This is a genomic window from Bacteroides sp. L008 (assembly GCF_040812255.1).
Classification (GTDB): domain Bacteria; phylum Bacteroidota; class Bacteroidia; order Bacteroidales; family Bacteroidaceae; genus Bacteroides; species Bacteroides vicugnae.
This window is the reverse complement of the sequence record NZ_JBFNXO010000001.1, coordinates 787,173-809,694: the sequence shown is the minus strand read 5'-3', so window position 1 is coordinate 809,694 and position 22,522 is coordinate 787,173. Positions and strand designations below refer to the sequence as shown.

The window sequence follows — 22,522 nt, the reverse complement described above, 5'->3', positions numbered from 1 at the left end:
CTGAAACACAGAACAGAAAAAGATAACTCCTACAATATCAAGGTATTGCAGGAGTTTTTTTTATATTATATCCGTAATCAATAATCACTATCATATTTTCTAAAAATGATAGTCACACTTTTCTCTGCAACTCTTTCACCATATGAAAAGGTGCGTCCTGATAAAGCCCTGACTTATCTAATGCACTACTTATATGCTTATATCCGCATTTTTCATACATAGCAACAGCATTTCCAAACTCGTGATATGAAACAATATACATATGTGTATATCCTGCCTTTATTGCTCGTTGTTCTATTAGTTGCAGTAGACGTTTTCCAATTCCTTTTCCCCTAAGTTCCGGTTTAAAATGGAATTTTGACAATTCAGCATACTCTTGGGGCAGGCCTTTAGTTGGATAAAAGCCGGCACCACCCAATATTACACCGTCACATTCAACCACCCAATATTCTGCATTTTTTATATTAAAAGTCTGAAACATCATATCTGTATGTGGATCATCATAAAATGTACCGACTTTAGGAGCGTCATGTTCTTCAACTGAAGCACGAAGTACACAAGCAATTGAAGTATTATCTTCTTCCTCTATTGGACGTATAACAATGGGCGCAACCTTCTTAACTGCAAGATTTGTTTCCTTTTCGTTCATTGTATTATAAATGAAGTCCATACTATTTATTATCTTTTGCAGTTGGTTATCATTCAGGTGTGCAAAAATTTCCTCCACAGATTGATTAGCGGCAGCATTTAAGCGATGATAAATTTCACATCCTTTTTGTGTGAGATTTATCAGCCCCATGCGACTATCTCTTTCTGTTCCTTTTCGACATATATACCCTTTTTGTTCCAGTTGTTTTAATAAACGGGAGAGCAAACCTTTATCCATGTTTAACTCACTGGATATATCTTTGGAACTTCTATCAGGGTGCAAATAAACATCCTGAATAATGCGAACCTCGGGAAGTCCAAATTCACTTTCTAAATAATACTTATTAAGTACGCCTAACAACTTTGTATAGAACCTATTAAAGGCTCTTATACTATTCAAATGTTCCTGTTTCATGACGCAAAGATACGCCCTTTAGTTGACTTTGTCAACTAAAGGAAGAAATATATTATTTATCACAAACTTTCATGGCAACAGTCATGAACAAAGGGGATCTTTCTTTTTTATATTTTCCCAATATACTTATTCAACAGGCATAGAATGGCACGGTAATTCGATTACAAAAGTAGTACCTGTTCCCAGTTGGGAATCTACTATTATCCGTCCGTTCATCTTTTCGACAATCAACTTACAGATGGATAAGCCCAAACCTGCCCCTTGAGCAAAAGAGTCCAACTTCTCAAACCTTTCGAATATCTTTTCAAGCATATTCTGCGGAATACCCCGGCCGGTATCTTTAACACCGATTCGGACAAACTGCCGGTCTACCTCATAGAAGACTTCCACATATCCGGTGGTGGTGTTCTTTAAGGCATTCGAGAGGAAGTTTCTCAATATCAGCTTAATGCGCGGCCTATCCAGTTCCGCCAAAGAATCATGCTCCGGATAGTGGGTCAGGAGTTCAACACCGGAGGGTACTTGATGAATGTGCTCCGCTACACTCTCGTCAAGAAGTTCGGTAAGATTGACCCAATCCGGATGCAGTTCCAGATAACCGGACTCTATCTTAGAAAGATCAATCACATTATTAATCAGATCAAGCAGAAGTTTGTTGTTATGACTGATCTGGGAATTATAAAATTCTTTTTCCGCCGCATTTTCCGTACTGCCCAACAAACTTGAGAATCCAATAATGGCATTTAAAGGAGTACGGATCTCGTGGCTCATATTAGCCAGGAAAGCAGACTTTAAACGATCGGATGACTCGGCTTTATCACGTGCTTTGACAAGCATTTCTTCTGTTTTTTTTAGCTCTGTAATATCATAATTAATGCTGATAATTTCAATCATCCGGTCTTGCGGAGCGTATCTCTTTACTAACAGATTGACATACGTCCATGTGCATGTGCCGTCCTCCCTAAGGATACGCATCTCTTTACCTAGTTTGACAGCAAGTCCCTTTCGTGCATCGTCCAGAAACTGAATCAGCAGGGCACGGTCGTCGGGATGAAAATGCCGGTATGTACCAAGAATCTCGGATAACGGAGTTCCATCCGATTCACCCACATTTCTGTACCAGTTTTTTTGGGCATAGCCGTGTCCATTCAAAATATTAAAGTGAGCATAACCGACCTTGGCATAATCGCCAACCAGTTCGAAAAACTCCTCAAACTCCTGTATTTTATTATAGGCTATGGTTGTTTCTGTCTTATCTGCATTAATCAACAAATAATTGATCGGTTGGCATTTGCTATCATATAATGTAGTCACTTTAGTCACCAAATCAATCGTGCCTTCCTTTCGGGAGCTCTGATAATAGGTTCCGACTTTCGAGAAGTCATAACGAAAAGTAAAGTCGGCATCCTCATACATCTTCAACCGTTCTTTCATCTCCTTCGGGAAAATTGGGTTCTCGAAAATATTGATACCCAAGATGTCTTCTTTCTTCTCCACATGAAACATCTCCAATTCCCTATCGTTCAAATCCACCAACGTCCCATCCATATCATACAACTCGATACCAATGGGTAAATGCTTGAAAATGTTATATAAGAGACGTTCACTGTATTGCAAGGCCTGATAAGCAGATGCCATATCAGGACCATCCTGCACTTCGGCTATTCCATAAACAATTTCATTTCCGTCTTCGTCTGTTTCTCGAAAGCAAATCTTACTGCGTATCCAAACGGCTCCTTTTACTGTATCGAGCAAATATACCGTTTCCGGTCTTTGATGCACACCAAAAGAATGAACAGTTGTAGGAGGTTGCTCTTCTTTCAGAATACGTTTATTGAAATCTTCAAAACTGATCATTCCGGTCTGATCCAGACCTAACAACTCCAATATAAGTTCAGAACATTCATAACTTGCAGTTGATAAATTGGCTTTCCACCACCCCATGTTAGCGTTAGCCATCAACTGCGAGAAAAAAGTAAAATCTTGTAGTCTATTCATAACGCTATTTATCATTTTAATATTTTTCGGGCGCAAAAATAGATATTACCGCCAAACCGGACTTTCAAAAAGATACTTTTTTAGCATATTATAAGAAGATTATTCGTCATTAAACTAAAAAACAAACGGTTGGAACAATCTCTTTGAGAGAAAGTCCCAACCGTTTGTTTGGGGTAGTTCTCGCGTTTCTGTTTTACTTTTTCAAGGACTGATAAACGGCTTTTGCCATCACTTTAGCGCCTTCTTCATTCGGATGAATCTTATCAGGGAACAAATCAGGCATTCCGTCCATTGCCGCATGAAGATCGATAACAGGCAGGCCATTTTTCTTAGCAACCTTCCTTATCATCGGAATAATTTCTTTAGAGATAATATCATCGTTAATATTATCTCCTGTCTGATAGGCTTTGGAAGGATAGCAAAGATAAATCTTCGGTTGAGCAGGCAATGCTTTGAAAGCATCTACCATCGTCTGCAAATCTTTCGTGAAGTCCGCCTTATACTTCCAATTGAATGATTTACTGTCATTTGTACCCAATTTGATAACAACGATATTGGGATTGAAAGCCAGTGCATCCCGATAAGCCTTCTCATTCATATAAGGATGATCGCCCTTGTTCAACAGAGTGCGTGCACTTACTCCGAAATTCTTTACCCAATAAGCCTCCCCCAACATACGACTTAACACAGCCGGATAACTGTCACGATTGCGATTCTTGATACGTGCCCCATACGTAATGCTATTGCCGATGCAAGCTACACGGATAGCATCTTTATGAGGCACTTTGAAACTACGGAGCCAGGATGTCAGTTCATTCAGCATTTCATTCTTGTAAAGAAAACCTTCACGAATCCCCCATCCATGCCCGCCGGAAGGATAGATATGAAGTACTGAAGGAACATTGTTCTTGTTCAGAGCCAGATAATAATTAACTCCATTAGCAGGTGGAACGACCTTATCGTCATCACTATATACGATAAAAGCACGCGGCGTATCTTTCGTCACTTGCTTTTCATTGGAATATTCTGTTTCCAGTTCGGCAGAAGCATCTTTACCAAATAGATTATCATGAGATCCCATGTGGGTATATGACTTATCCATCGTAATCACAGGATAGAAAAGAATCTGGAAATTCGGACGAAGTTCCGGTTTAGCATGAGTGGCAATGGTGGATGCCAGATGTCCGCCGGCAGAAGAGCCCATAATACCGATGTCATTCGGATTCAGATTCCATACATCAGCACTGTCACGCACAGTTTTCATAGCAGCTTCGGCATCCGAGATTGGCAGTGTGCGGTCGCCTTTCGGCATCCGGTATTTCAAAACAATCAACGCAATTCCTTGTTTGTTGAAATAGGGTGCCCAATCATCCCCCTCGTGGTTGACTGCCAAACCGCTATATCCGCCACCCGGACAAGCGACCACGGCACGCCCCGTTGCCAGTTCCGGTGCAGGAAGGAATACGCGAAGTGAGGGCTGTTCGATATCAAAAGGTTTCGGAGCATTCTGTGCTACCACTTGTGAACCTGCCAGTAAGATAAATAACAGGAGAAAAATAGTAGAAAATTTCTGTTTCATAGCATCTATATACTTTGTTTAATGAATAATTAGACGTGCGAAGATAGTAATTTTACGTATCTTTGCACCTCATTTTGAATAGAAAAATTATATGCAAGGAATAAAGAATCTGACAAAAGGCCCCATCAACCGTCAACTGTTTAATCTGGCAATGCCAATCATGGCAACGTCGTTTATTCAAATGGCATATAGTCTCACAGACATGGCATGGGTAGGACGGTTGGGAAGTGAAGCCGTAGCCGCCATCGGTTCCGTCGGAATCCTGACGTGGATGTCCGGTTCTATTTCCTTATTAAATAAGGTGGGATCTGAAGTGAGTGTCGGACAATCCATCGGTGCACAAAGCCAGGAAGATGCCCGCCACTTCGCGTCCCATAATATCACGATTGCTTTAATTATTTCCATTTGCTGGGGCGGGCTCCTTTTTATATTTGCAGAACCTATCATACGTATTTACGAACTTGAAGAACATATCACGGCCAATGCCATTCAATATCTGCGGATTGTTTCTACCGGATTACCTTTCGTTTTCCTTTCCGCTGCCTTCACCGGAATTTATAATGCAGCAGGACGTAGCAAAATCCCGTTCTTTATCAGTGGCACAGGATTGATTTTGAATATCATTCTGGACCCACTCTTTATATTCGGTTTCGGACTGGGAACAAACGGTGCGGCATATGCCACTTGGATTGCGGAAGCAAGCGTTTTCCTGATTTTCATCTATCAGTTGCGTTGCAGGGATGCCCTGCTGGGCGGTTTCCCTTTCTTCACCCGGCTAAAGAAAAAGTACACGCGGAGAATCCTTAAACTGGGATTACCCGTAGCCACCTTAAATACACTGTTTGCCTTCGTCAACATGTTCCTCTGCCGCACTGCCTCTGAACAGGGAGGACACATCGGCTTAATGACGTTCACCACCGGGGGACAAATCGAAGCAATCACCTGGAACACCTCACAGGGATTCTCCACCGCACTAAGTGCCTTCATCGCCCAAAACTATGCTGCCGGACGAATCGAACGGGTACTTAAATCCTGGTACACCACCCTATGGATGACGGGAATCTTCGGTACACTCTGTACTTTGCTATTCGTTTTCTTCGGAAACGAAGTTTTTGCCATATTCGTGCCCGAACAGGCAGCCTATGAAGCCGGAGGTGTATTCCTTCGGATCGACGGATATTCCCAACTCTTCATGATGCTCGAAATCACCATGCAGGGAGTTTTCTACGGCATCGGACGCACCATACCTCCCGCCATTATCAGCATCAGTTGCAACTATATGCGTATTCCGCTTGCTATCCTGTTTGTGCGGATGGGCATGGGAGTGGAAGGAATATGGTGGGCAGTCTGCGTCACCACCGTTGCCAAAGGTTTAATTCTTTTGAGTTGGTTCATTATTATTAAAAAGAAGTGCTTAAGTATTCCTTCAACGATAAAAGGATAATGATCATTTTCCTTTATTAACAAACAAGGGGATTCATCCGAGTTATTTTAACTTAAAAAGTACACGCTTGCCAAATAATATGTATCTTTGCATTGTTATTTATAATACGAAGCGATTCGTATAAAAACATTATTTATAAACCAATTTAAAAAAACATCAACATTATGAACAAGATGAAATTTATGGTTCTCTTCATGAGTATTGCCATGATTTTTGGTAGCTGTGGAAGTATGAACAACACTGGTAAAGGTGCTGCTATCGGTGGTGGTTCGGGTGCTGCACTGGGTGCAATCCTGGGAGGTGTTATCGGTAAAGGTAAAGGCGCCGCTATTGGTGCTGCTATCGGTACGGCAGTAGGTGCAGGTACGGGTGCTCTTATCGGTAAGAAGATGGACAAAGCAGCAGCAGAAGCAAAACAAATTGAAGGCGCACAAGTAGAACAGATAACAGACAACAACGGATTGCAAGCCGTGAAAGTAACATTCGATTCGGGTATTCTTTTCACTACCGGTAATGCAACTCTAAGTGCTGCTGCTAAATCTGCTTTAAGCAAGTTTGCCAACAATGTGCTCAATCAGAACCGGGATATGGACGTGTCTATCTACGGATACACCGACAACCAGGGCTGGAAAAACAGCACTGCCGCACAAAGCCAGCAGAAAAATCTGAACTTGTCACAAGAACGTGCACAGAGCGTGTCCAGTTATTTGTTGAGCTGTGGTGTTTCCACCAATCAAATCAAAGGTGTACAGGGAATGGGTGAAAGCGATCCCGTTGCAAGCAATGACACTGCTGCCGGTCGTGAACAAAACCGTCGTGTAGAAGTATACATGTACGCAAGTGAACAGATGATTAAAGATGCACAGGCAGCTGCTAATTAAAAAAATTCTGCGCTATACGCGCAACCTGCTGATTTTCTTCTTTGCATCCACCCTGTTGGCAGTGATTGTGTATCGGTTTATGCCGGTTTATGTCACTCCGTTGATGGTTATCCGAAGCGTTCAGCAGATTTTTTCAGGAGATAAACCCACGTGGAAGCACACGTGGGTTTCTTTTGATAAGATATCTCCCAACCTGCCGATGGCGGTCATAGCCTCCGAAGACAACCGTTTTGCCGAACACAACGGATTCGATCTTGTAGAAATCAAGAAGGCGATAAAAGAGAACGAAACACGCAAACGGAAACGCGGAGCAAGCACCATCAGTCAGCAGACAGCCAAGAATGTGTTCTTATGGCCGCAATCTTCATGGGTACGCAAGGGACTCGAAGTCTACTTTACGTTTCTCATCGAACTGTTCTGGTCGAAAGAACGGATCATGGAAGTCTATCTCAACTCTATAGAAATGGGAAATGGCATCTACGGCGCACAAGCTACCGCAAAGATCAAATTCGGAACAACAGCCGCCCAGCTGACCCGGGGACAATGCGCACTTATCGCCGCTACCCTGCCCAATCCGATACGGTTTAACTCGGCGAAACCTTCGTCATACATATTAAAACGACAAAAGCAGATATTACGGCTGATGAATCTGGTTCCAAAATTTCCACCTGAAGAAAAAGCCGTTGAAAAGAAAAAAGGCAAAAACAAGAAAAGCAAGTGACAATTGAATCATAAATAAAAAGAAAGGAGCAACGAGGATCTATCCCCTTGCTCCTTTTGCTTATAAGCTTGTTTGTATGCGTTATCCTCATTTATACAAAATCTTTCAACTCTTGTTGTAAACGTTGACGGGTGAAGAATATACGGCTCTTCACTGTACCTAATGGTAATCCTAATTTTTCTGCAATCTCACGGTATTTGAAACCTGATACATGCATGGAGAAAGGAATCTTATACTCCCGGGGGAGTGCGTTGACGATGCGATGCATCTCTTTCAGGTCATAAGCACCTTCGGTACTTTCAAATCCTGAATCTTGTGGCAGATTTAAGTGATAATAATTATCAGTGGTATCAACAAAGGTCTGATCGCGTACTATTTTGCGGTAGTTATTAATAAAGATGTTACGCATGATTGTGTACATCCATCCTTTGAAATTTGTGTCCGGAACATATTTCTCTTCATTGTCTAATGCTTTTAAAGATGTTTCCTGCAATAAATCATTTGCTTCTTCACGGTTGGCCGTTAATTTATAAGCGAAACGAAGCAACTCCTCCTGTACTCCAATTAAATCTTTTCTGAAACTTAAACTTTTCATACTTTAATGGTTTTATGGTTAATATTTCGTTTTTCTCGACGTTTGCAAGTTTAAAGGTTTTTTGTGTATCCAACAGGGGATAATTCGTCATTTTTTAGGGGGTTATTCTATCAAATGATAGATTTTAGGTGCTTTCTGATAGTTTTTAGGTGGTATTTAGTAAATATATTCTCTATCTCTTGGTTAAAAGAACCAAATAGATTACTTTTGATTTTATATTACTAAATAAAACAAAAGGCTATGACCATACTTATTATTGTAGGAATTATTGTATTGCTGGGCATTATTTTCGCCTCCATGTACAACTCATTAGTGAAATTGAGAAACAATCGTGAAAACGCATTTGCCGACATCGATGTGCAGTTGAAACAACGTCATGATCTCATTCCACAACTGGTAGACACTGTGAAAGGATATGCCGCACATGAGAAAGAAACGCTCGACCGGGTGATTCAGGCACGTAACGGTGCAGTCAGTGCAAAAACGATTGACGATAAGATAGCTGCCGAAAACCAATTAAGCTCCGCTCTTGCCGGATTGAAGATTACCCTCGAAGCTTACCCCGATCTGAAAGCTAATCAGAATTTCCTGCAATTACAGGAAGAAATTTCTGACGTAGAAAATAAACTGGCTGCTGTCCGCCGCTACTTCAACTCGGCCACTAAAGAATACAATAATGCCGTGCAGACATTCCCGTCGAATATAATAGCAGGAATGACCGGATTCCAAAGAGAAATAATGTTCGACTTGGGAAAAAACGAACGTGCGAATCTGGAGCAGGCACCTAAAATTAGTTTCTAAAACCTTTATTTACACCGTCCATCCAATTACAAAAGTCGAACACGCATGCAATACGTCGGAATCCAAACACAGCAGAGCCGGAATAATCTGCGCTCTGCGTTTCTGCTATTCCTGTTTCCTTGTCTCGTAGCGGCACTCCTCTATTTATCCTGTTACCTGTTGGTTCTTTTTGGATACGGAAAGAGTATGGAAATAGAAATAATGCCAATGGTCAATCATTTCTTCTTCTCTTCGTTGCCATATACCATGGGGATCGTATTAATTTGGTTTCTGATTGCCTATTGGGCTAACACAAGTATTATCAATTCCGCCACCGGTTCCAAGCCGTTGAACCGTCGGGAGAATAAACGAGTTTATAATCTGGTGGAAAACCTTTGTATGTCTCAAGGCATGAAAATGCCGAAAATCAATATCATCTATGACAGTTCCCTGAATGCATTTGCCAGCGGTATCAACGAACGCACATACACCGTTACCCTATCGGAAGGTATCATCCGGAAACTAAATGATGAGGAACTGGAAGCGGTAATTGCGCACGAGCTAAGTCACATCCGTAACCGTGACGTGCGCCTGCTGATTATTTCCATCGTCTTTGTCGGGATCTTTTCCATGCTGACAGAAATCACATTTTATGCCATCACGCACATACGCGTGCGTAGTAACAATAAAGGTAGCGGCGGCGTGTTTCTCTTTATTCTTATCGCTTTAGTGATAGCCGCCATCGGCTATCTCTTCGCAAGCCTGATGCGCTTTGCCATTTCACGCAAACGCGAATACATGGCAGATGCAGGTTCGGCAGAAATGACGAAAAACCCATTAGCACTGGCCAACGCTCTCCGCAAAATATCGGCAGACCCTGCCATCGAGGCAGTAGAAAGGAAAGACGTGGCACAATTATTTATTCAGAATCCCAAAAAGAATTCTAAAAGTATATTCAGCGGACTTAGCGGGTTGTTCGCCACTCATCCTCCTATCGAAAAGCGAATTGAAATACTGGAACAGTTCTAAATCGGGCTAAACTTATAAAAGACAGGGATTTCTGTTTAATTTTCATTAAAAGAAACAGAAGTATCCCTGTCTTTTTAGTATATTTGGTTGTTATACATATATACATCAACCTAAATACAACTGATATGAGAACGAAGAAACAAATCTTTATGCTGTTATTAGCCTTATTAATGGGAATCCCTACCCTTTCGGCTCAAAGTAAGAAGGAAAAGAAGGAACAGAAAAAAGAAGCGGTAAAGAAACTGATTGAATCAGAAAATTACAAGATAGATGTCAACACTGCCATGCCGATGCGCGGACGCTCCATCCCTTTGACGTCTTCCTACTCACTGACAATCAGAAATGATTCTGTTATTTCTTATTTGCCTTATTATGGACGGGCTTATAGCATCCCGTATGGCGGAGGTGACGGACTGAATTTCAAAGCCATCCTTAAAGAATATAATATGGAAATGGACAAGAAAGGGAATGCCGTTATCAAATTCGTTGCACGTAATCCTGAAGACAGATATGAATTCAGAGCCAAAGTCTTCCCCAACGGTTCGGCAAGTATCGATGTCAATATGCAAAACCGTCAGTCCATTAGTTTTCAGGGAGAACTGGATATAAAGGAGGAAAAGTAATGCCGTCCTTATTCTTCCGGCTCTTCACTACCTTTTAATATAGGCAGGCAGATATGATATTTGACAGCTAAGATGCGGGTCAGGAATACCGCCAGTCCGCCAATCAACTGACAGGCGTATGATTCCAGACCTGTGGCGTCGCAAATCCAGTATGCAATACCACCTACGACGCAGGCCATTGCATAAATTTCTTTTCGGAAAATGAGAGGTATTTCATTGATAAAAACGTCACGAATCACTCCACCTGCTGCTCCCGTAATGCTACCCATGATAATCGCCACCCAGAAAGGATAGCCTAAAGCAATGCTCTTGCCTACACCTACCACGGTAAACAATGCCAAGCCGATAGTGTCGAAAATAAAGAAAGTATTATTGAGCCGTATGAGCGAACGTCCGAAACAGATCACCCACAGCAAAGCCAGTCCCGTACAAATCAGATATATAGGATCAGTCATCCATCCCGGTGTCACATCGAGCAGGACATCACGGATGGTACCGCCACCGATAGCTGTAGCAAGTCCTACCACATAAGCACCGAACCAGTCGAAACGTTTCGCCGAAGCCAGCCGGATGCCACTAATAGCAAAGGCAAATGTGCCTATAAAATCAAGAATTTGAACGAATGTGGGCATATATTTGTTATTTTGTATGCAAAGTAACAAATAAATTCCGTAAGAAAATGTACTTTTGCTTCACGAATTAAACCGAATAAGATAGAAACAATATGAAAATAACAATTGTTGCGGGGGCACGCCCCAATTTTATGAAGATAGCTCCCATTACACGCGCTATTGAGGCCGCACGGGCGCTGGGTAAAAGTATCTCTTACCGACTGGTATATACAGGAAGGAAAGACGATACAAGTCTGGATGCTTCTCTCTTTTCGGACCTTGATATGAAAGCTCCCGATGTTTATCTGGGAGTGGAAAGCAGTAATCCAACGAGTTTGACAGCCGGAATCATGATAGCCTTCGAACAGGAACTGACGGAGAATCCGGCACACGTAGTTCTCGTGGTAGACGATCTGACTGCCACCATGAGCTGTGCCATCGTTGCCAAGAAACAAGGAATCAAGGTAGCGCATCTCGTAGCCGGAACCCGTTCTTTCGACATGAAGATGCCGAAAGAGGTCAACCGCATGATTACAGATGGAATATCCGACTATCTATTCACTGCCGGCATGGTTGCCAACCGCAACCTGAACCAGACAGGAACGGAAAGTGAAAATGTATATTATGTAGGCAACATTCTCATAGATACCGTTCGTTACAACCGGAACCGTTTGCTCAAACCGATATGGTTTTCCGTATTGGGACTGCAAGAGGGAAATTATCTCCTGCTCACCCTCAACCGTCGCGTATTGCTGAACAACAAAGGAAACCTGCGTCAGTTGCTGAAAACAATCATTGAAAAATCTGCCGGTATGCCTATCGTAGCACCGCTGCACACATACGTACGAAATGCCATCAAAGAATTAGGCATCGAAGCTCCGAACCTCCACATAATGCCGCCACAGAATTACCTGTTCTTCGGTTATCTGATAAACAAGGCAAAAGGAATCATTACGGATTCGGGCAATGTGGCCGAAGAAGCAACATTTATGGGTATTCCATGTATCACGCTCAACACGTATGCCGAACATCCCGAAACATGGCGCATGGGAACCAACGAACTTGTCGGGGAAGATCCTGCCCTGCTTGCCAAAGCAATGAACACCCTGATGCAAGGTGAATGGAAAAGAGGCGAACTTCCCGAGCGTTGGGACGGGCGTACAGCAGAACGTATCGTGCAGATATTGACTGATAAAAAATAGTACTGCTACAGGGATACATTTCATCTTCCGGCACGTTACTTTCCATTTCATGCCGGAAGACTTTATTTACCCCGTAAGGGAACTGTTGTTCCCCCGTAGAGAAACAAGAGTTTCCCCATAGGGGGAACAAAGGTTTCCCATAGAGAAACAATCACTATCTACGCGGGAAACTAATTTATCGAAAGGTGAATTGCCCCATTCCCTTTCATTGACGGACAACCAAAGCTTGTAAACAACAAAAAACGATGGGTAAAAAAAGTTATATATTCTGTTATCCTTAGAGTTATTTGTTAACTTTGCGCCCTACTACGTACGTTATGAAACAACAATATAGCAAAATACTTATACTGTTCTTACTCGTATTGGCAGCTTCAAATGCTTTTGCGCAGCAAATAAAAGGGGTAGTCACTGATTCTGTTACCCACGAGCCATTGATGTATATCTCTGTTTACTATCAGGAAAAGAGAGATATGGGTACCATCACCAATATTGACGGAGAATACAGTCTTGAAGCCCGCAGAAACGGAGGAACTCTTGTGTTCTCCGCTGTAGGTTATATCAGTAAAACAGTTAAAGTCGGTTCCAACAATCAGACGGTAAACGTTAAGCTGGCTCCGGATAATGTGCTCCTGAACGAGGTTGTAGTGAAACCTCAAAAGGAAAAATACTCCCGTAAAAACAACCCGGCAGTCGAATTCATGAAGAAAGTAATCGAACACAAAAAGGCACAAGTCCTTGAAGTGAATGAATACTATCAGTACGACAAGTACGAGAAAATGAAGATGTCTATCAACGACCTCACGCCGGAAAAACTGGAAAAAGGAATCTACAAGAAATATTCATTCCTAAAAGATCAGGTGGAAGTTTCGGAAACAACCAATAAATTGATTCTCCCGATTTCCGTACAGGAGACGGCTTCGCAAACCATCTATCGCAAAAATCCCGAAAACAAAAAAACGATCATCAAAGGCAAGAACTCCAATGGTATAGAAGAATTCTTCTCCACAGGAGATATGCTCGGCACTGTACTGAAAGACGTATTTGCTGACATCAATATCTACGACGATGATATCCGGTTGCTCCAACAGCGCTTCGTGAGCCCTATCGGTAACAATGCCATCTCATTTTATAAATATTATCTGATGGACACATTGATGGTAAACAGGCGCGAATGTGTCCACCTTACGTTTGTTCCGCAAAACTCGCAGGACTTCGGATTCACCGGACATCTTTACGTATTGAACGACTCTACTTATGCCGTTCAGAAGTGTACGATGAACCTGCCTAAAAAGACAGGGGTAAACTTCGTCAACCGCATGGACATCGTGCAACAGTACGAGCAACTTCCTAACGGCAACTGGGTATTGGCGGATGATGACATGACCGTAGACCTATCCTGGAATTCCAACAAAACGGCAGGCGGATTGCAGGTGGAACGAACTACAAAATATAGTAATTATAAATTCGATCCTATCGAACAACGACTGTTCCGGTTGAAAGGCAGCGTGATAAAAGAAGCGGATATGCTTTCGAAAAGCGATGAATATTGGGCAAGTGTCCGTCAAGTACCGCTGACGAAGAAAGAAAGCTCGATGGATGTATTCGTCAACCGCCTCGAACAGATACCGGGATTCAAGTACATCATCTTCGGAGCGAAAGCACTGATTGAAAACTTTGTGGAAACAGGAAGCAAAGGCCATCCGAGCAAAGTGGATATCGGCCCTATCAACACCATGATTTCGAGCAACTACATTGATGGTACCCGTTTCCGGTTGAGCGGCATGACAACGGCTCATTTCCATAAACACTGGTTCTTGAACGGATACGGAGCTTACGGTCTGAAAGACGAACGCTGGAAATATAGCGGTACGGTGACTTATTCGTTTAATAAACGCGATTATGTAGTCTGGGAATTCCCGAAACATTATCTTTCGGCTACGTACAGTTATGACGTAATGTCTCCGATGGATAAATTCCTGTTCACGGATAAAGACAATATCTTCCTGTCGGTAAAAACAACGACAGTAGACCAAATGTCGTATATGCGCGACGCTACCATTAATTATGAACTTGAAACGCTGACAGGATTCGGAGTGAAAGCCATGCTGCGCCATCGCAACGACGAACCTACCGGCAAACTGGAATATCTGCGCAATGATGCCGCACAAACCCGTGTACATGATGTCACGACTTCGGAAGCAAGTCTGACGCTGCGTTATGCTCCGGGCGAATCATTTGTCAACTCCAAACAACGCCGCGTGCCCGTATCGCTGGATGCTCCTATCTTTACATTGACTCACGCCATGGGTTTCAAAGGAGTACTAGGCGGAGATTACAGTTTTAACCGTACGGAAGCAAGTGTGTGGAAACGTTTCTGGCTTCCCTCTTCCTGGGGAAAGATTGACTGTAGCTTAAAAGCAGGTGCTGAATGGAACACGGTTCCTTTCCCATTGTTGATCTTGCCGGAAGCTAACTTGTCCTACATCACCCAGCGCGAAACGTTCAACTTGATTAATAACATGGAATTCCTGAACGACCGTTACGCTTCCATGTCATTATCTTATGATATGAATGGAAAACTATTCAACCGTATTCCCCTTATCAAGAACTTGAAATGGAGGGAAATGTTCCGCGTACGTGCCTTGTGGGGAACATTGACGGATAAGAATAATCCGTTTAAGAGCAACAATCCCGATTTGTTCCGTTTCCCGACACGCGACGGTAAGTTCACCAGTTTCGTAATGGACCCGAAAGTGCCGTATATCGAAGGAAGTGTAGGTATCTACAACATTTTCAAGTTGCTGCACATTGAATATGTACATCGTTTCACTTACCGTGATAATCCGGGTATCAACAAAAACGGTATTCGTTTCATGGTATTAATGGTATTCTAAAAAATTATGCAACCTTTAGCAGAACGGTTACGGCCAAAAACTTTGGATGAATATATCGGTCAGAAACATTTAGTTGGACCGGGAGCCATCTTGCGGAAGATGATTGACGCAGGGCGCATCTCTTCTTTTATTCTCTGGGGACCTCCCGGAGTAGGTAAAACGACTCTTGCACAGATCATTGCCAACAAACTGGAGACGCCTTTCTATACTTTGAGTGCTGTAACTTCCGGTGTGAAGGATGTGCGCGAAGTGATAGACCGTGCCAAGAGCAACCGTTTCTTTTCGCAGTCCAGTCCGATTCTGTTTATCGATGAAATCCATCGGTTCAGCAAGTCACAGCAGGATTCACTGTTGGGAGCTGTAGAGAACGGAACAGTCACGCTGATTGGTGCAACAACGGAAAACCCGTCGTTCGAGGTCATCCGCCCTCTCCTGTCCCGTTGCCAGCTTTATGTACTCAAATCTTTGGAAAAAGAAGATTTGCTGGAACTTCTGCAACGCGCCATCACTACGGATACCGTGCTGAAGGAACGAAAAATTGAATTGAAAGAAACAACAGCCATGCTGCGCTTCTCCGGTGGAGATGCCCGCAAACTGCTTAATATATTGGAACTTGTTGTACAATCGGAGACGGAGGAAACAGTTGTCATCACCGATGAAATGGTGACCGAACGCTTGCAACAGAATCCACTGGCTTATGACAAAGATGGAGAGATGCATTATGACATTATCTCGGCTTTCATCAAGTCTATCCGCGGCAGCGATCCTGACGGAGCGATCTACTGGCTTGCCCGTATGGTAGAAGGAGGCGAAGATCCTGCTTTCATTGCCCGCCGGCTTGTGATCTCTGCTTCCGAGGACATTGGTTTGGCAAACCCGAATGCATTGCTTCTCGCTAATGCGTGCTTTGATACATTGATGAAAATCGGTTGGCCCGAAGGACGGATTCCTTTGGCTGAAACAACGATTTATCTGGCTACCAGCCCTAAAAGCAACTCGGCATACAGTGCAATTAACGATGCATTAGAGTTAGTCCGGTCAACTGGTAATCTGCCTGTCCCCTTGCATCTGCGCAATGCTCCGACCAAACTGATGAAACAGTTGGGATACGGACAGGAATATAAATATGCACACAGCTATGAAGGTAACTTTGTCAAACAGCAATTTCTTCCGGACGAATTGAAAGACAAACGGATATGGCAACCGCAAAACAATCCGGCAGAGCAGAAACATGCCGAGCGAATGATACAGTTGTGGGGAGACAAATTTAAAAAATAAGTGTTCGTAAAATAAGTCACTCCCTTCTGTAAGAAAAGCTAAAAGCAAAATAAAGCAGTAGGAAACATTATAACATATTAATAATATTGAAATTAAAATGAAGATTGTAGTTTTAGACGGCTATGCCGCCAATCCCGGAGATTTATCCTGGGAGGGTATGAAGGTGCTTGGAGAATGTACAATTTATGACCGTACAGCTCCGGAAGAGGTATTAGAACGTGCAGCCGGTGCAGAAGCAATTCTGACTAACAAGGTAATCATCAATGCAGACCACATGGCTGCACTGCCCGAACTGAAATATATCGGTGTGTTGGCTACCGGATACAATGTGGTAGACACAGCTGCTGCAAAAGAACGGGGAATCGTCGTTACTAATATTCCTTCATACAGCACCGCTTCCGTTGCTCAAATGGTATTTGCGCATATCCTGAACATCACTCAACAAGTGCAACACCACTCTGAAGAAGTGCATAAAGGTCGTTGGACCAACAACAAGGATTTCTGTTTTTGGGACACTCCGTTGATGGAACTGCGGGAAAAGAAAATCGGTCTGGTAGGACTGGGAAATACCGGATATACCACAGCGCGTGTTGCGATCGGTTTCGGTATGCAAGTGTATGCATTGACTTCTAAATCGCACTTCCAGTTACCACCGGAAATCAAGAAGATGGATTTAGATCAGTTGTTCAGCGAATGTGATATTATCAGTTTGCACTGCCCGCTTACTCCGGAGACACGCGAAATGGTAAATGCACGCCGTCTCGCCATGATGAAGCCGACAGCTATCTTAATCAACACCGGTCGCGGCCCGCTTATCAACGAACAAGACCTTGCAGACGCTTTGAACAGTGGCAAAATTTATGCAGCCGGAGTAGACGTGCTTTCTACTGAACCGCCTTGTGCCGACAATCCATTACTAACTGCAAAGAACTGCTACATCACTCCGCACATTGCCTGGGCAACCATCGAGGCTCGTGAACGTCTGATGAATATTGCAATCAGTAACCTTCAGGCTTATATCGCCGGAAAGCCGGAGAATATAGTCAACAAATAAAAAGCGATCTATTTGAAAAGATAGAAAAGGCTTATACATAAAAAAACTCCCCTCATTTAACTTCTCTACCATGACATAGAGAATTAAATAAGGGGAGTTTATTTGCTCCTGCAAGAATCTCAATGTTGAAATTCTATACAGACAACATATTATGAGTCGAACAAAGTATTAATATGAGTGTCCTCCTTCATCCATTTCCTTCTCGGTTATTTTGTGACGATCGATACTACGCCAAGCATAGAAAATATATGCAATTACGAACGGAACAAGAATAGAGACATAGGCCATTGTCTTTAGCGTAAATTCGCTGGAACAGCTATTGGCTAAAGTTAATGAGCTTTGCAAGTCTGTATATGACGGATAATAAGCAGTATTGTTGTACCCTGCTACCAGCAATAAAGATAAAACAGTCAGTACCGTACCGATTCCCGTAAACCAGATTCCTTTGTCAAACGTCTTTTTAAGCAATGTCTTTCCAATGCCGAAAAGAACCAGTACCACACCAATCAGGAATAAAGCCAGCACTACCGGCATTTCGATAAAGTTAGTGAGATACTTATATGGTTGCATATAAATTTCCTGTGTATCCGGATTAACGGCAAAACCATCAGATACCAATGTACGAATGACAAATGCCAAAAAGAATACAAGGAACAAAACTGTATTATTGCGTACTGCACGACGACATTTATCGGTCAACTCTTTATCATCAATATTATTAATGAAGTAGAGCGATCCCAACACACGCGCAAGGAAGAAGACAGCCAATCCAAGAATTACATTCCAAATGTTGGTCAACGCATCCAATCCGTGCCAGCCATTTCCCCAATGACTGATTACCGGCATAATGGTATCCGTCATATTAGCCTTATTAATATAGAAATCAGAACCGGTAAAGAATGTAGCCACTGCCCCACCAAGTAACACAGGACCTACCACTCCATTAATCACCAAAAAAGTCCGGTATGTCTTTTTACCTAACAGATTTCCGGCCTTACTCTGAAACTCATAACTGACAGCCTGCAATACAAAACTGAAAAGTATAATCATCCAAAGCCAATATGCACCACCGAAACTGGTACTGTAAAACAACGGGAAAGAAGCAAAGAAAGCTCCCCCAAACGTAACCAATGTAGTAAACGTAAACTCCCACTTACGTCCGGTAGAATTCACCATCATCTTACGATGTTCTTCGGTTTTACCCAGACAGAACAACAATGAATTACCTCCTTGTACAAACAATAAGAACACGAGTATGGCCCCTAACAAGGAAACGACAAGCCACCAATATTGTTGCAAAAATATATACATATAGCTAAAATATTAAGTAATAAGTAATAGGTAATTATCAATTCTCCGGTCCTTTTTTGATAGCCTTTACCATAATTCCGACACCTGCAATCAGCATCACTGTAAACAGGAGCAGGAAGATAAAGAAAGTCGTTTGTACAGAGCTTACATCCAGCTTGGAGATGGCAGCCATTGTCGGCAGCATATCGCGGATCGCCCACGGTTGACGGCCACATTCGGCAACCACCCATCCGGCTTGTCCGGCGATGTATCCCAAAGGAATCGTCAGCAGAGCAATCCAGTGCATCCAACGCATCTGGCTTAAATCTTTCTTATAGATAAAGAAGAGAACGACAATAAAGAACAGGATGAAGTATCCGCCCAAGATTACCATTACACGGAACGCATAGAAGTTCAGAGGAACATTCGGAACCAGTTGGTTCACATCTTTGATATATCCGTAACCGAAATATGGAATATTCTCCTGCAATACTTTATATGCAATTTGAGCATCCTCCTCGTGTCCTGCACTCTTTGCAGCACGATAGGCAGCCAATGCACCGATAGCCGTTTTTCCACGTTCTATCTTCTCGGCAGCAGAAAGAGCTGTCGATCCGTCTTTCTGTTGATAACCACCCTCGATGATATTCGTAATGCCCGGAACGTAGCCGTTTACATCACGTTCTGCAAGGAAAGAAAGCATGCTGGGGATTTCAAAACGGAAGAGGAAAGGATCTTTTCCATCATTGTAAGTCTTCTTTTCCGGATTCAATACTCCTATTCCAACCAAACCTACATGGGTGCCGCCTTCATACAAACCTTCCACAGCAGCCAGTTTCATCGGTTGCGTCTGGGCAATCTGATAACCGGAACCGTCACCTGTCCAAGCAGAAAGCAATGATGCCACTAATCCGAAAATAGCACCAATCTTGATGCTGGCAAGCGCAAACTCACGATTACGTTTCTTCAGCAGATACCAACAACTGATGCCGACTACAAAAACAGCGCCCAGCACCCAGCCGGACAATACCGTATGGAAGAATTTATTGACCGCTACGGGTGACGTAGCCACTGCCCAGAAATCTACCATCTCATTACGAACCGTATCGGGATTGAATTCCATGCCTACCGGATGCTGCATCCATGCATTGGCTACGAGAATCCACCAGGCAGAAATCGTAGCTCCCAAGCCTGTCAGCCAGGTGGAAGCCAAGTGGAAACGTTTACTTACTTTTCCCCATCCAAAGAACATGACGGCGATAAATGTGGCTTCCATAAAGAATGCCAAAATTCCTTCTATAGCCAACGGAGCACCGAAGATATCCCCTACAAACCACGAATAATTGCTCCAGTTCGTACCGAACTCAAACTCCAGAATCAAACCGGTTGCCACACCAATGGCAAAGTTTATACCGAAGAGTTTCATCCAAAACTGGGCAGTCTTTTTCCAAAATTCATTGCCTGTTTTATAATACAGCGTCTCCATGATTCCCATCACCACTGCCAGTCCGAGTGTGAGAGGAACAAAAATCCAGTGGTACATGGCTGTCATCGCAAATTGGGCTCTCGACCAATCGATCAGCGAGGTGTCAATACTTTCAATCATAATCCTATGTAGTTTAAGAGTTAAAAATCAGTAGATTTACCGGGGATGGCACGTTCTATCAGTTCGTTTCCCACGTATGTTCCCTTGTCGTCATCCGTAGGATGGTCACGGAGGAAATCAGGGAAAAAGAACATTTTAAGGATGAAGAACATGACGAATAATTTCAGCAGAATGATAACCCAAAGGGTACGCCCCAAGGTCATACTACGGAAGCCCTCCAAATAGAAGTTCCAGATCGTAAGCAGTGTATTCTTCATATGTTGACGTTATAATTTGTAATGAATACAAATATACATTTTTTATAATTAAAACAAACAACTAGTCAAAAAAGTTGTGTGATTTGTTGTGTTTTTCTTCAAAAACCTGCCTATCGACAGAAAAAAAACATTTAACGGCGAAAATCCGTCATCCGTCTATCGTTTTTGCGGCATATATAATATGTACGTACCTTCGCCAACAGTAAATCAATAGAAGTATGAATATGATAAATGTAAGAAGATTGACAGTGATGACATTTCTTGGAGCAGGTATGCTGTCCGGCATATCCGCCCAAGTTTCTCCGCTGCAAGTCGATACGCTGAAAGAAACGAAGATTCCGGCTCAATGGGATTTGCAGTCATGCATCGACTACGCAAAAGAGCAGAACATCACGATTCGCAAGAACCGGATCACTGCGGCTAGCACGCAGATTGATGTGAAGACAGCTAAGGCTGCCTTGTTTCCCAGTCTTTCGTTCTCTACCAGCCAGCAAGTGGTGAACCGTCCGTATCAAGAGACGAGTAGCCGGGTGAGTGGCAGCGAAATTATCAGTAGTAACAGCAAAACAAGCTACAATGGTAATTATGGACTGAATGCGTCGTGGACTCTATATAATGGTAACAAAAGACTGAAAACCATCCAACAGGAAAAGTTGAACAATCAGGTAGCCGAACTGGACGTAGCGACTTCCGAAAATAACATTCAGGAATCTATCGCCCAAGTGTATATCCAGATTCTTTATGCAGCCGAGTCTGTTAAAGTAAACGAAAGTACCCTGCAAGTTTCTATTGCGCAGCGCGACCGCGGACAGGAACTTCTGAACGCCGGAAGCATTGCCAAAAGCGATTTTGCCCAACTAGAAGCACAAGTGAGCACAGACCGATACCAACTTGTCACAGCGCAAGCCACTCTTGAAGATTACAAATTACAACTGAAACAACTGCTCGAACTGGATGGGGAGAATGAAATGAACATCTATCTCCCCGCCCTGTCCGACGAAAATGTACTGGCTCCATTGCCTACAAAAAAAGATGTGTACATTAGTGCATTGAGTCTTCGCCCCGAAATTGAAGCGAGCAAACTTAATGTAGAAGCTTCCGAACTGGGTATCGATATTGCCAAATCGAGTTATTTTCCCACGATCAGCCTTAGCGCCGGAATCGGCACCAACCATACCAACGGCAGTGACTTCACTTTTGGAGAGCAAGTGAAAAACGGATGGAACAATTCCATCGGATTATCTGTCAGTGTGCCGATCTTCAATAACCGTCAAACTAAAAGTGCCGTACAGAAAGCTAAACTGCAATACGAGACGAGCATGTTATCCTTGCTCGACGAACAAAAGACGCTGTACAAAACCATTGAAGGACTCTGGCTGGATGCTAACAGTGCACAGCAACGCTATGCAGCAGCAAACGAGAAGTTGAAGAGTACACAAATCAGCTATGAGTTGATTAGCGAACAGTTTAATCTGGGAATGAAGAATACCATAGAACTTCTTACTGAAAAGAACAACTTGCTGCAAGCACAGCAGGAACAGCTTCAGGCTAAATATATGGCCATACTGAATATGCAACTGCTGAAGTTCTATCAGGGAGATCAATTAGCAATCTAAA

Annotated in this window: 19 protein-coding genes; 11 read left to right on the top strand and 8 right to left on the bottom strand. The window is 42.9% G+C overall.

Annotation, left to right across the window (positions count from 1 at the left end):
• Positions 1-112: 112 nt before the first annotated feature.
• The 3 genes from AB3G73_RS03345 to AB3G73_RS03335 form a co-directional block, all read right to left on the bottom strand.
• The gene (locus AB3G73_RS03345) at positions 113-1,063 is read right to left on the bottom strand and encodes a helix-turn-helix domain-containing GNAT family N-acetyltransferase (protein ID WP_217722283.1); all 951 of its coding nucleotides are present in this window, start codon (positions 1,061-1,063) and stop codon (positions 113-115) included.
• 126 nt (positions 1,064-1,189) lie between these two features.
• Positions 1,190-3,061 (bottom strand): PAS domain-containing sensor histidine kinase, encoded by a 1,872-nt coding sequence (locus tag AB3G73_RS03340; RefSeq protein ID WP_367742772.1) that lies wholly within the window; start codon positions 3,059-3,061, stop codon positions 1,190-1,192.
• Positions 3,062-3,254: 193 nt separating this feature from the next.
• Positions 3,255-4,640 (bottom strand): GDSL-type esterase/lipase family protein, encoded by a 1,386-nt coding sequence (locus AB3G73_RS03335; RefSeq protein ID WP_367742768.1) that lies wholly within the window; start codon positions 4,638-4,640, stop codon positions 3,255-3,257.
• Positions 4,641-4,731: 91 nt separating this feature from the next.
• On the opposite strand from AB3G73_RS03335, the gene AB3G73_RS03330 reads away from it, so the two are divergent.
• From AB3G73_RS03330 to mtgA, 3 genes are all read left to right on the top strand, one after another.
• Positions 4,732-6,084, top strand: a complete 1,353-nt coding sequence (locus AB3G73_RS03330; protein WP_148367312.1) for an MATE family efflux transporter — start codon at positions 4,732-4,734, stop codon at positions 6,082-6,084.
• Between the two features lie 164 nt (positions 6,085-6,248).
• The gene (locus AB3G73_RS03325; protein WP_148367314.1) at positions 6,249-6,965 is read left to right on the top strand and encodes an OmpA family protein; all 717 of its coding nucleotides are present in this window, start codon (positions 6,249-6,251) and stop codon (positions 6,963-6,965) included.
• On the top strand, positions 6,943-7,686 hold the full coding sequence (mtgA, locus tag AB3G73_RS03320; RefSeq protein WP_367742765.1) for a monofunctional biosynthetic peptidoglycan transglycosylase: 744 nt from the start codon (positions 6,943-6,945) through the stop codon (positions 7,684-7,686). The genes AB3G73_RS03325 and mtgA overlap by 23 nt, the downstream gene beginning before the upstream one ends.
• 91 nt (positions 7,687-7,777) lie before the next feature.
• On the opposite strand, the gene AB3G73_RS03315 is transcribed toward mtgA, so the two are convergent.
• Positions 7,778-8,281, bottom strand: coding sequence for an RNA polymerase sigma factor (locus tag AB3G73_RS03315; RefSeq protein WP_004300346.1), 504 nt, complete (start codon positions 8,279-8,281; stop codon positions 7,778-7,780).
• 240 nt (positions 8,282-8,521) lie between these two features.
• Here AB3G73_RS03315 and AB3G73_RS03310 point away from each other — a divergent pair, with 240 nt between their 5' ends.
• The 3 genes from AB3G73_RS03310 (at position 8,522) to AB3G73_RS03300 (ending at position 10,713) form a co-directional block, all read left to right on the top strand.
• Positions 8,522-9,082 (top strand): LemA family protein, encoded by a 561-nt coding sequence (locus tag AB3G73_RS03310; RefSeq protein ID WP_074557147.1) that lies wholly within the window; start codon positions 8,522-8,524, stop codon positions 9,080-9,082.
• A 45-nt stretch (positions 9,083-9,127) separates the two neighbouring features.
• Positions 9,128-10,090 (top strand): M48 family metallopeptidase, encoded by a 963-nt coding sequence (locus tag AB3G73_RS03305; protein ID WP_074557146.1) that lies wholly within the window; start codon positions 9,128-9,130, stop codon positions 10,088-10,090.
• A 125-nt stretch (positions 10,091-10,215) separates the two neighbouring features.
• Positions 10,216-10,713, top strand: coding sequence for a DUF4251 domain-containing protein (locus tag AB3G73_RS03300; RefSeq protein ID WP_074557144.1), 498 nt, complete (start codon positions 10,216-10,218; stop codon positions 10,711-10,713).
• An 8-nt stretch (positions 10,714-10,721) separates the two neighbouring features.
• Here AB3G73_RS03300 and AB3G73_RS03295 read toward each other — a convergent pair whose 3' ends face one another.
• Positions 10,722-11,345, bottom strand: coding sequence for a trimeric intracellular cation channel family protein (locus AB3G73_RS03295; RefSeq protein ID WP_074557143.1), 624 nt, complete (start codon positions 11,343-11,345; stop codon positions 10,722-10,724).
• Positions 11,346-11,437: 92 nt separating this feature from the next.
• Between AB3G73_RS03295 and wecB the strand changes: the two genes are divergently transcribed.
• The 4 genes from wecB to AB3G73_RS03275 all read left to right on the top strand — a co-directional run bounded on the left by wecB (position 11,438) and on the right by AB3G73_RS03275 (position 17,752).
• Entirely contained in the window at positions 11,438-12,526 is a 1,089-nt protein-coding gene (gene wecB / locus AB3G73_RS03290) for a non-hydrolyzing UDP-N-acetylglucosamine 2-epimerase (protein ID WP_074557142.1), read from the top strand.
• Between the two features lie 317 nt (positions 12,527-12,843).
• Complete coding sequence (locus AB3G73_RS03285; RefSeq protein ID WP_259022834.1) at positions 12,844-15,420, top strand: DUF5686 and carboxypeptidase-like regulatory domain-containing protein; 2,577 nt, start codon at positions 12,844-12,846, stop codon at positions 15,418-15,420.
• 6 nt (positions 15,421-15,426) lie between these two features.
• Positions 15,427-16,698, top strand: coding sequence for a replication-associated recombination protein A (locus tag AB3G73_RS03280; protein ID WP_148367318.1), 1,272 nt, complete (start codon positions 15,427-15,429; stop codon positions 16,696-16,698).
• Between the two features lie 97 nt (positions 16,699-16,795).
• Positions 16,796-17,752 carry a D-2-hydroxyacid dehydrogenase gene (locus AB3G73_RS03275; RefSeq protein ID WP_099145810.1) on the top strand — a complete coding sequence of 319 codons (957 nt, stop codon included), beginning with the start codon at positions 16,796-16,798 and terminating at the stop codon, positions 17,750-17,752.
• Positions 17,753-17,920: 168 nt separating this feature from the next.
• On the opposite strand, the gene cydB is transcribed toward AB3G73_RS03275, so the two are convergent.
• Genes cydB through AB3G73_RS03260 form a run of 3 tightly spaced genes read right to left on the bottom strand, consistent with a single transcriptional unit; the run spans position 17,921 to position 20,905 of the window.
• The gene (cydB, locus tag AB3G73_RS03270) at positions 17,921-19,063 is read right to left on the bottom strand and encodes a cytochrome d ubiquinol oxidase subunit II (protein ID WP_004300336.1); all 1,143 of its coding nucleotides are present in this window, start codon (positions 19,061-19,063) and stop codon (positions 17,921-17,923) included.
• Positions 19,064-19,100: 37 nt separating this feature from the next.
• The gene (locus AB3G73_RS03265) at positions 19,101-20,648 is read right to left on the bottom strand and encodes a cytochrome ubiquinol oxidase subunit I (RefSeq protein ID WP_074557140.1); all 1,548 of its coding nucleotides are present in this window, start codon (positions 20,646-20,648) and stop codon (positions 19,101-19,103) included.
• Between the two features lie 20 nt (positions 20,649-20,668).
• Positions 20,669-20,905, bottom strand: a complete 237-nt coding sequence (locus AB3G73_RS03260) for a DUF4492 domain-containing protein (RefSeq protein ID WP_004300334.1) — start codon at positions 20,903-20,905, stop codon at positions 20,669-20,671.
• Between the two features lie 218 nt (positions 20,906-21,123).
• Between AB3G73_RS03260 and AB3G73_RS03255 the strand changes: the two genes are divergently transcribed.
• Entirely contained in the window at positions 21,124-22,521 is a 1,398-nt protein-coding gene (locus AB3G73_RS03255) for a TolC family protein (protein ID WP_167511894.1), read from the top strand.
• Position 22,522 lies beyond the last annotated feature (1 nt).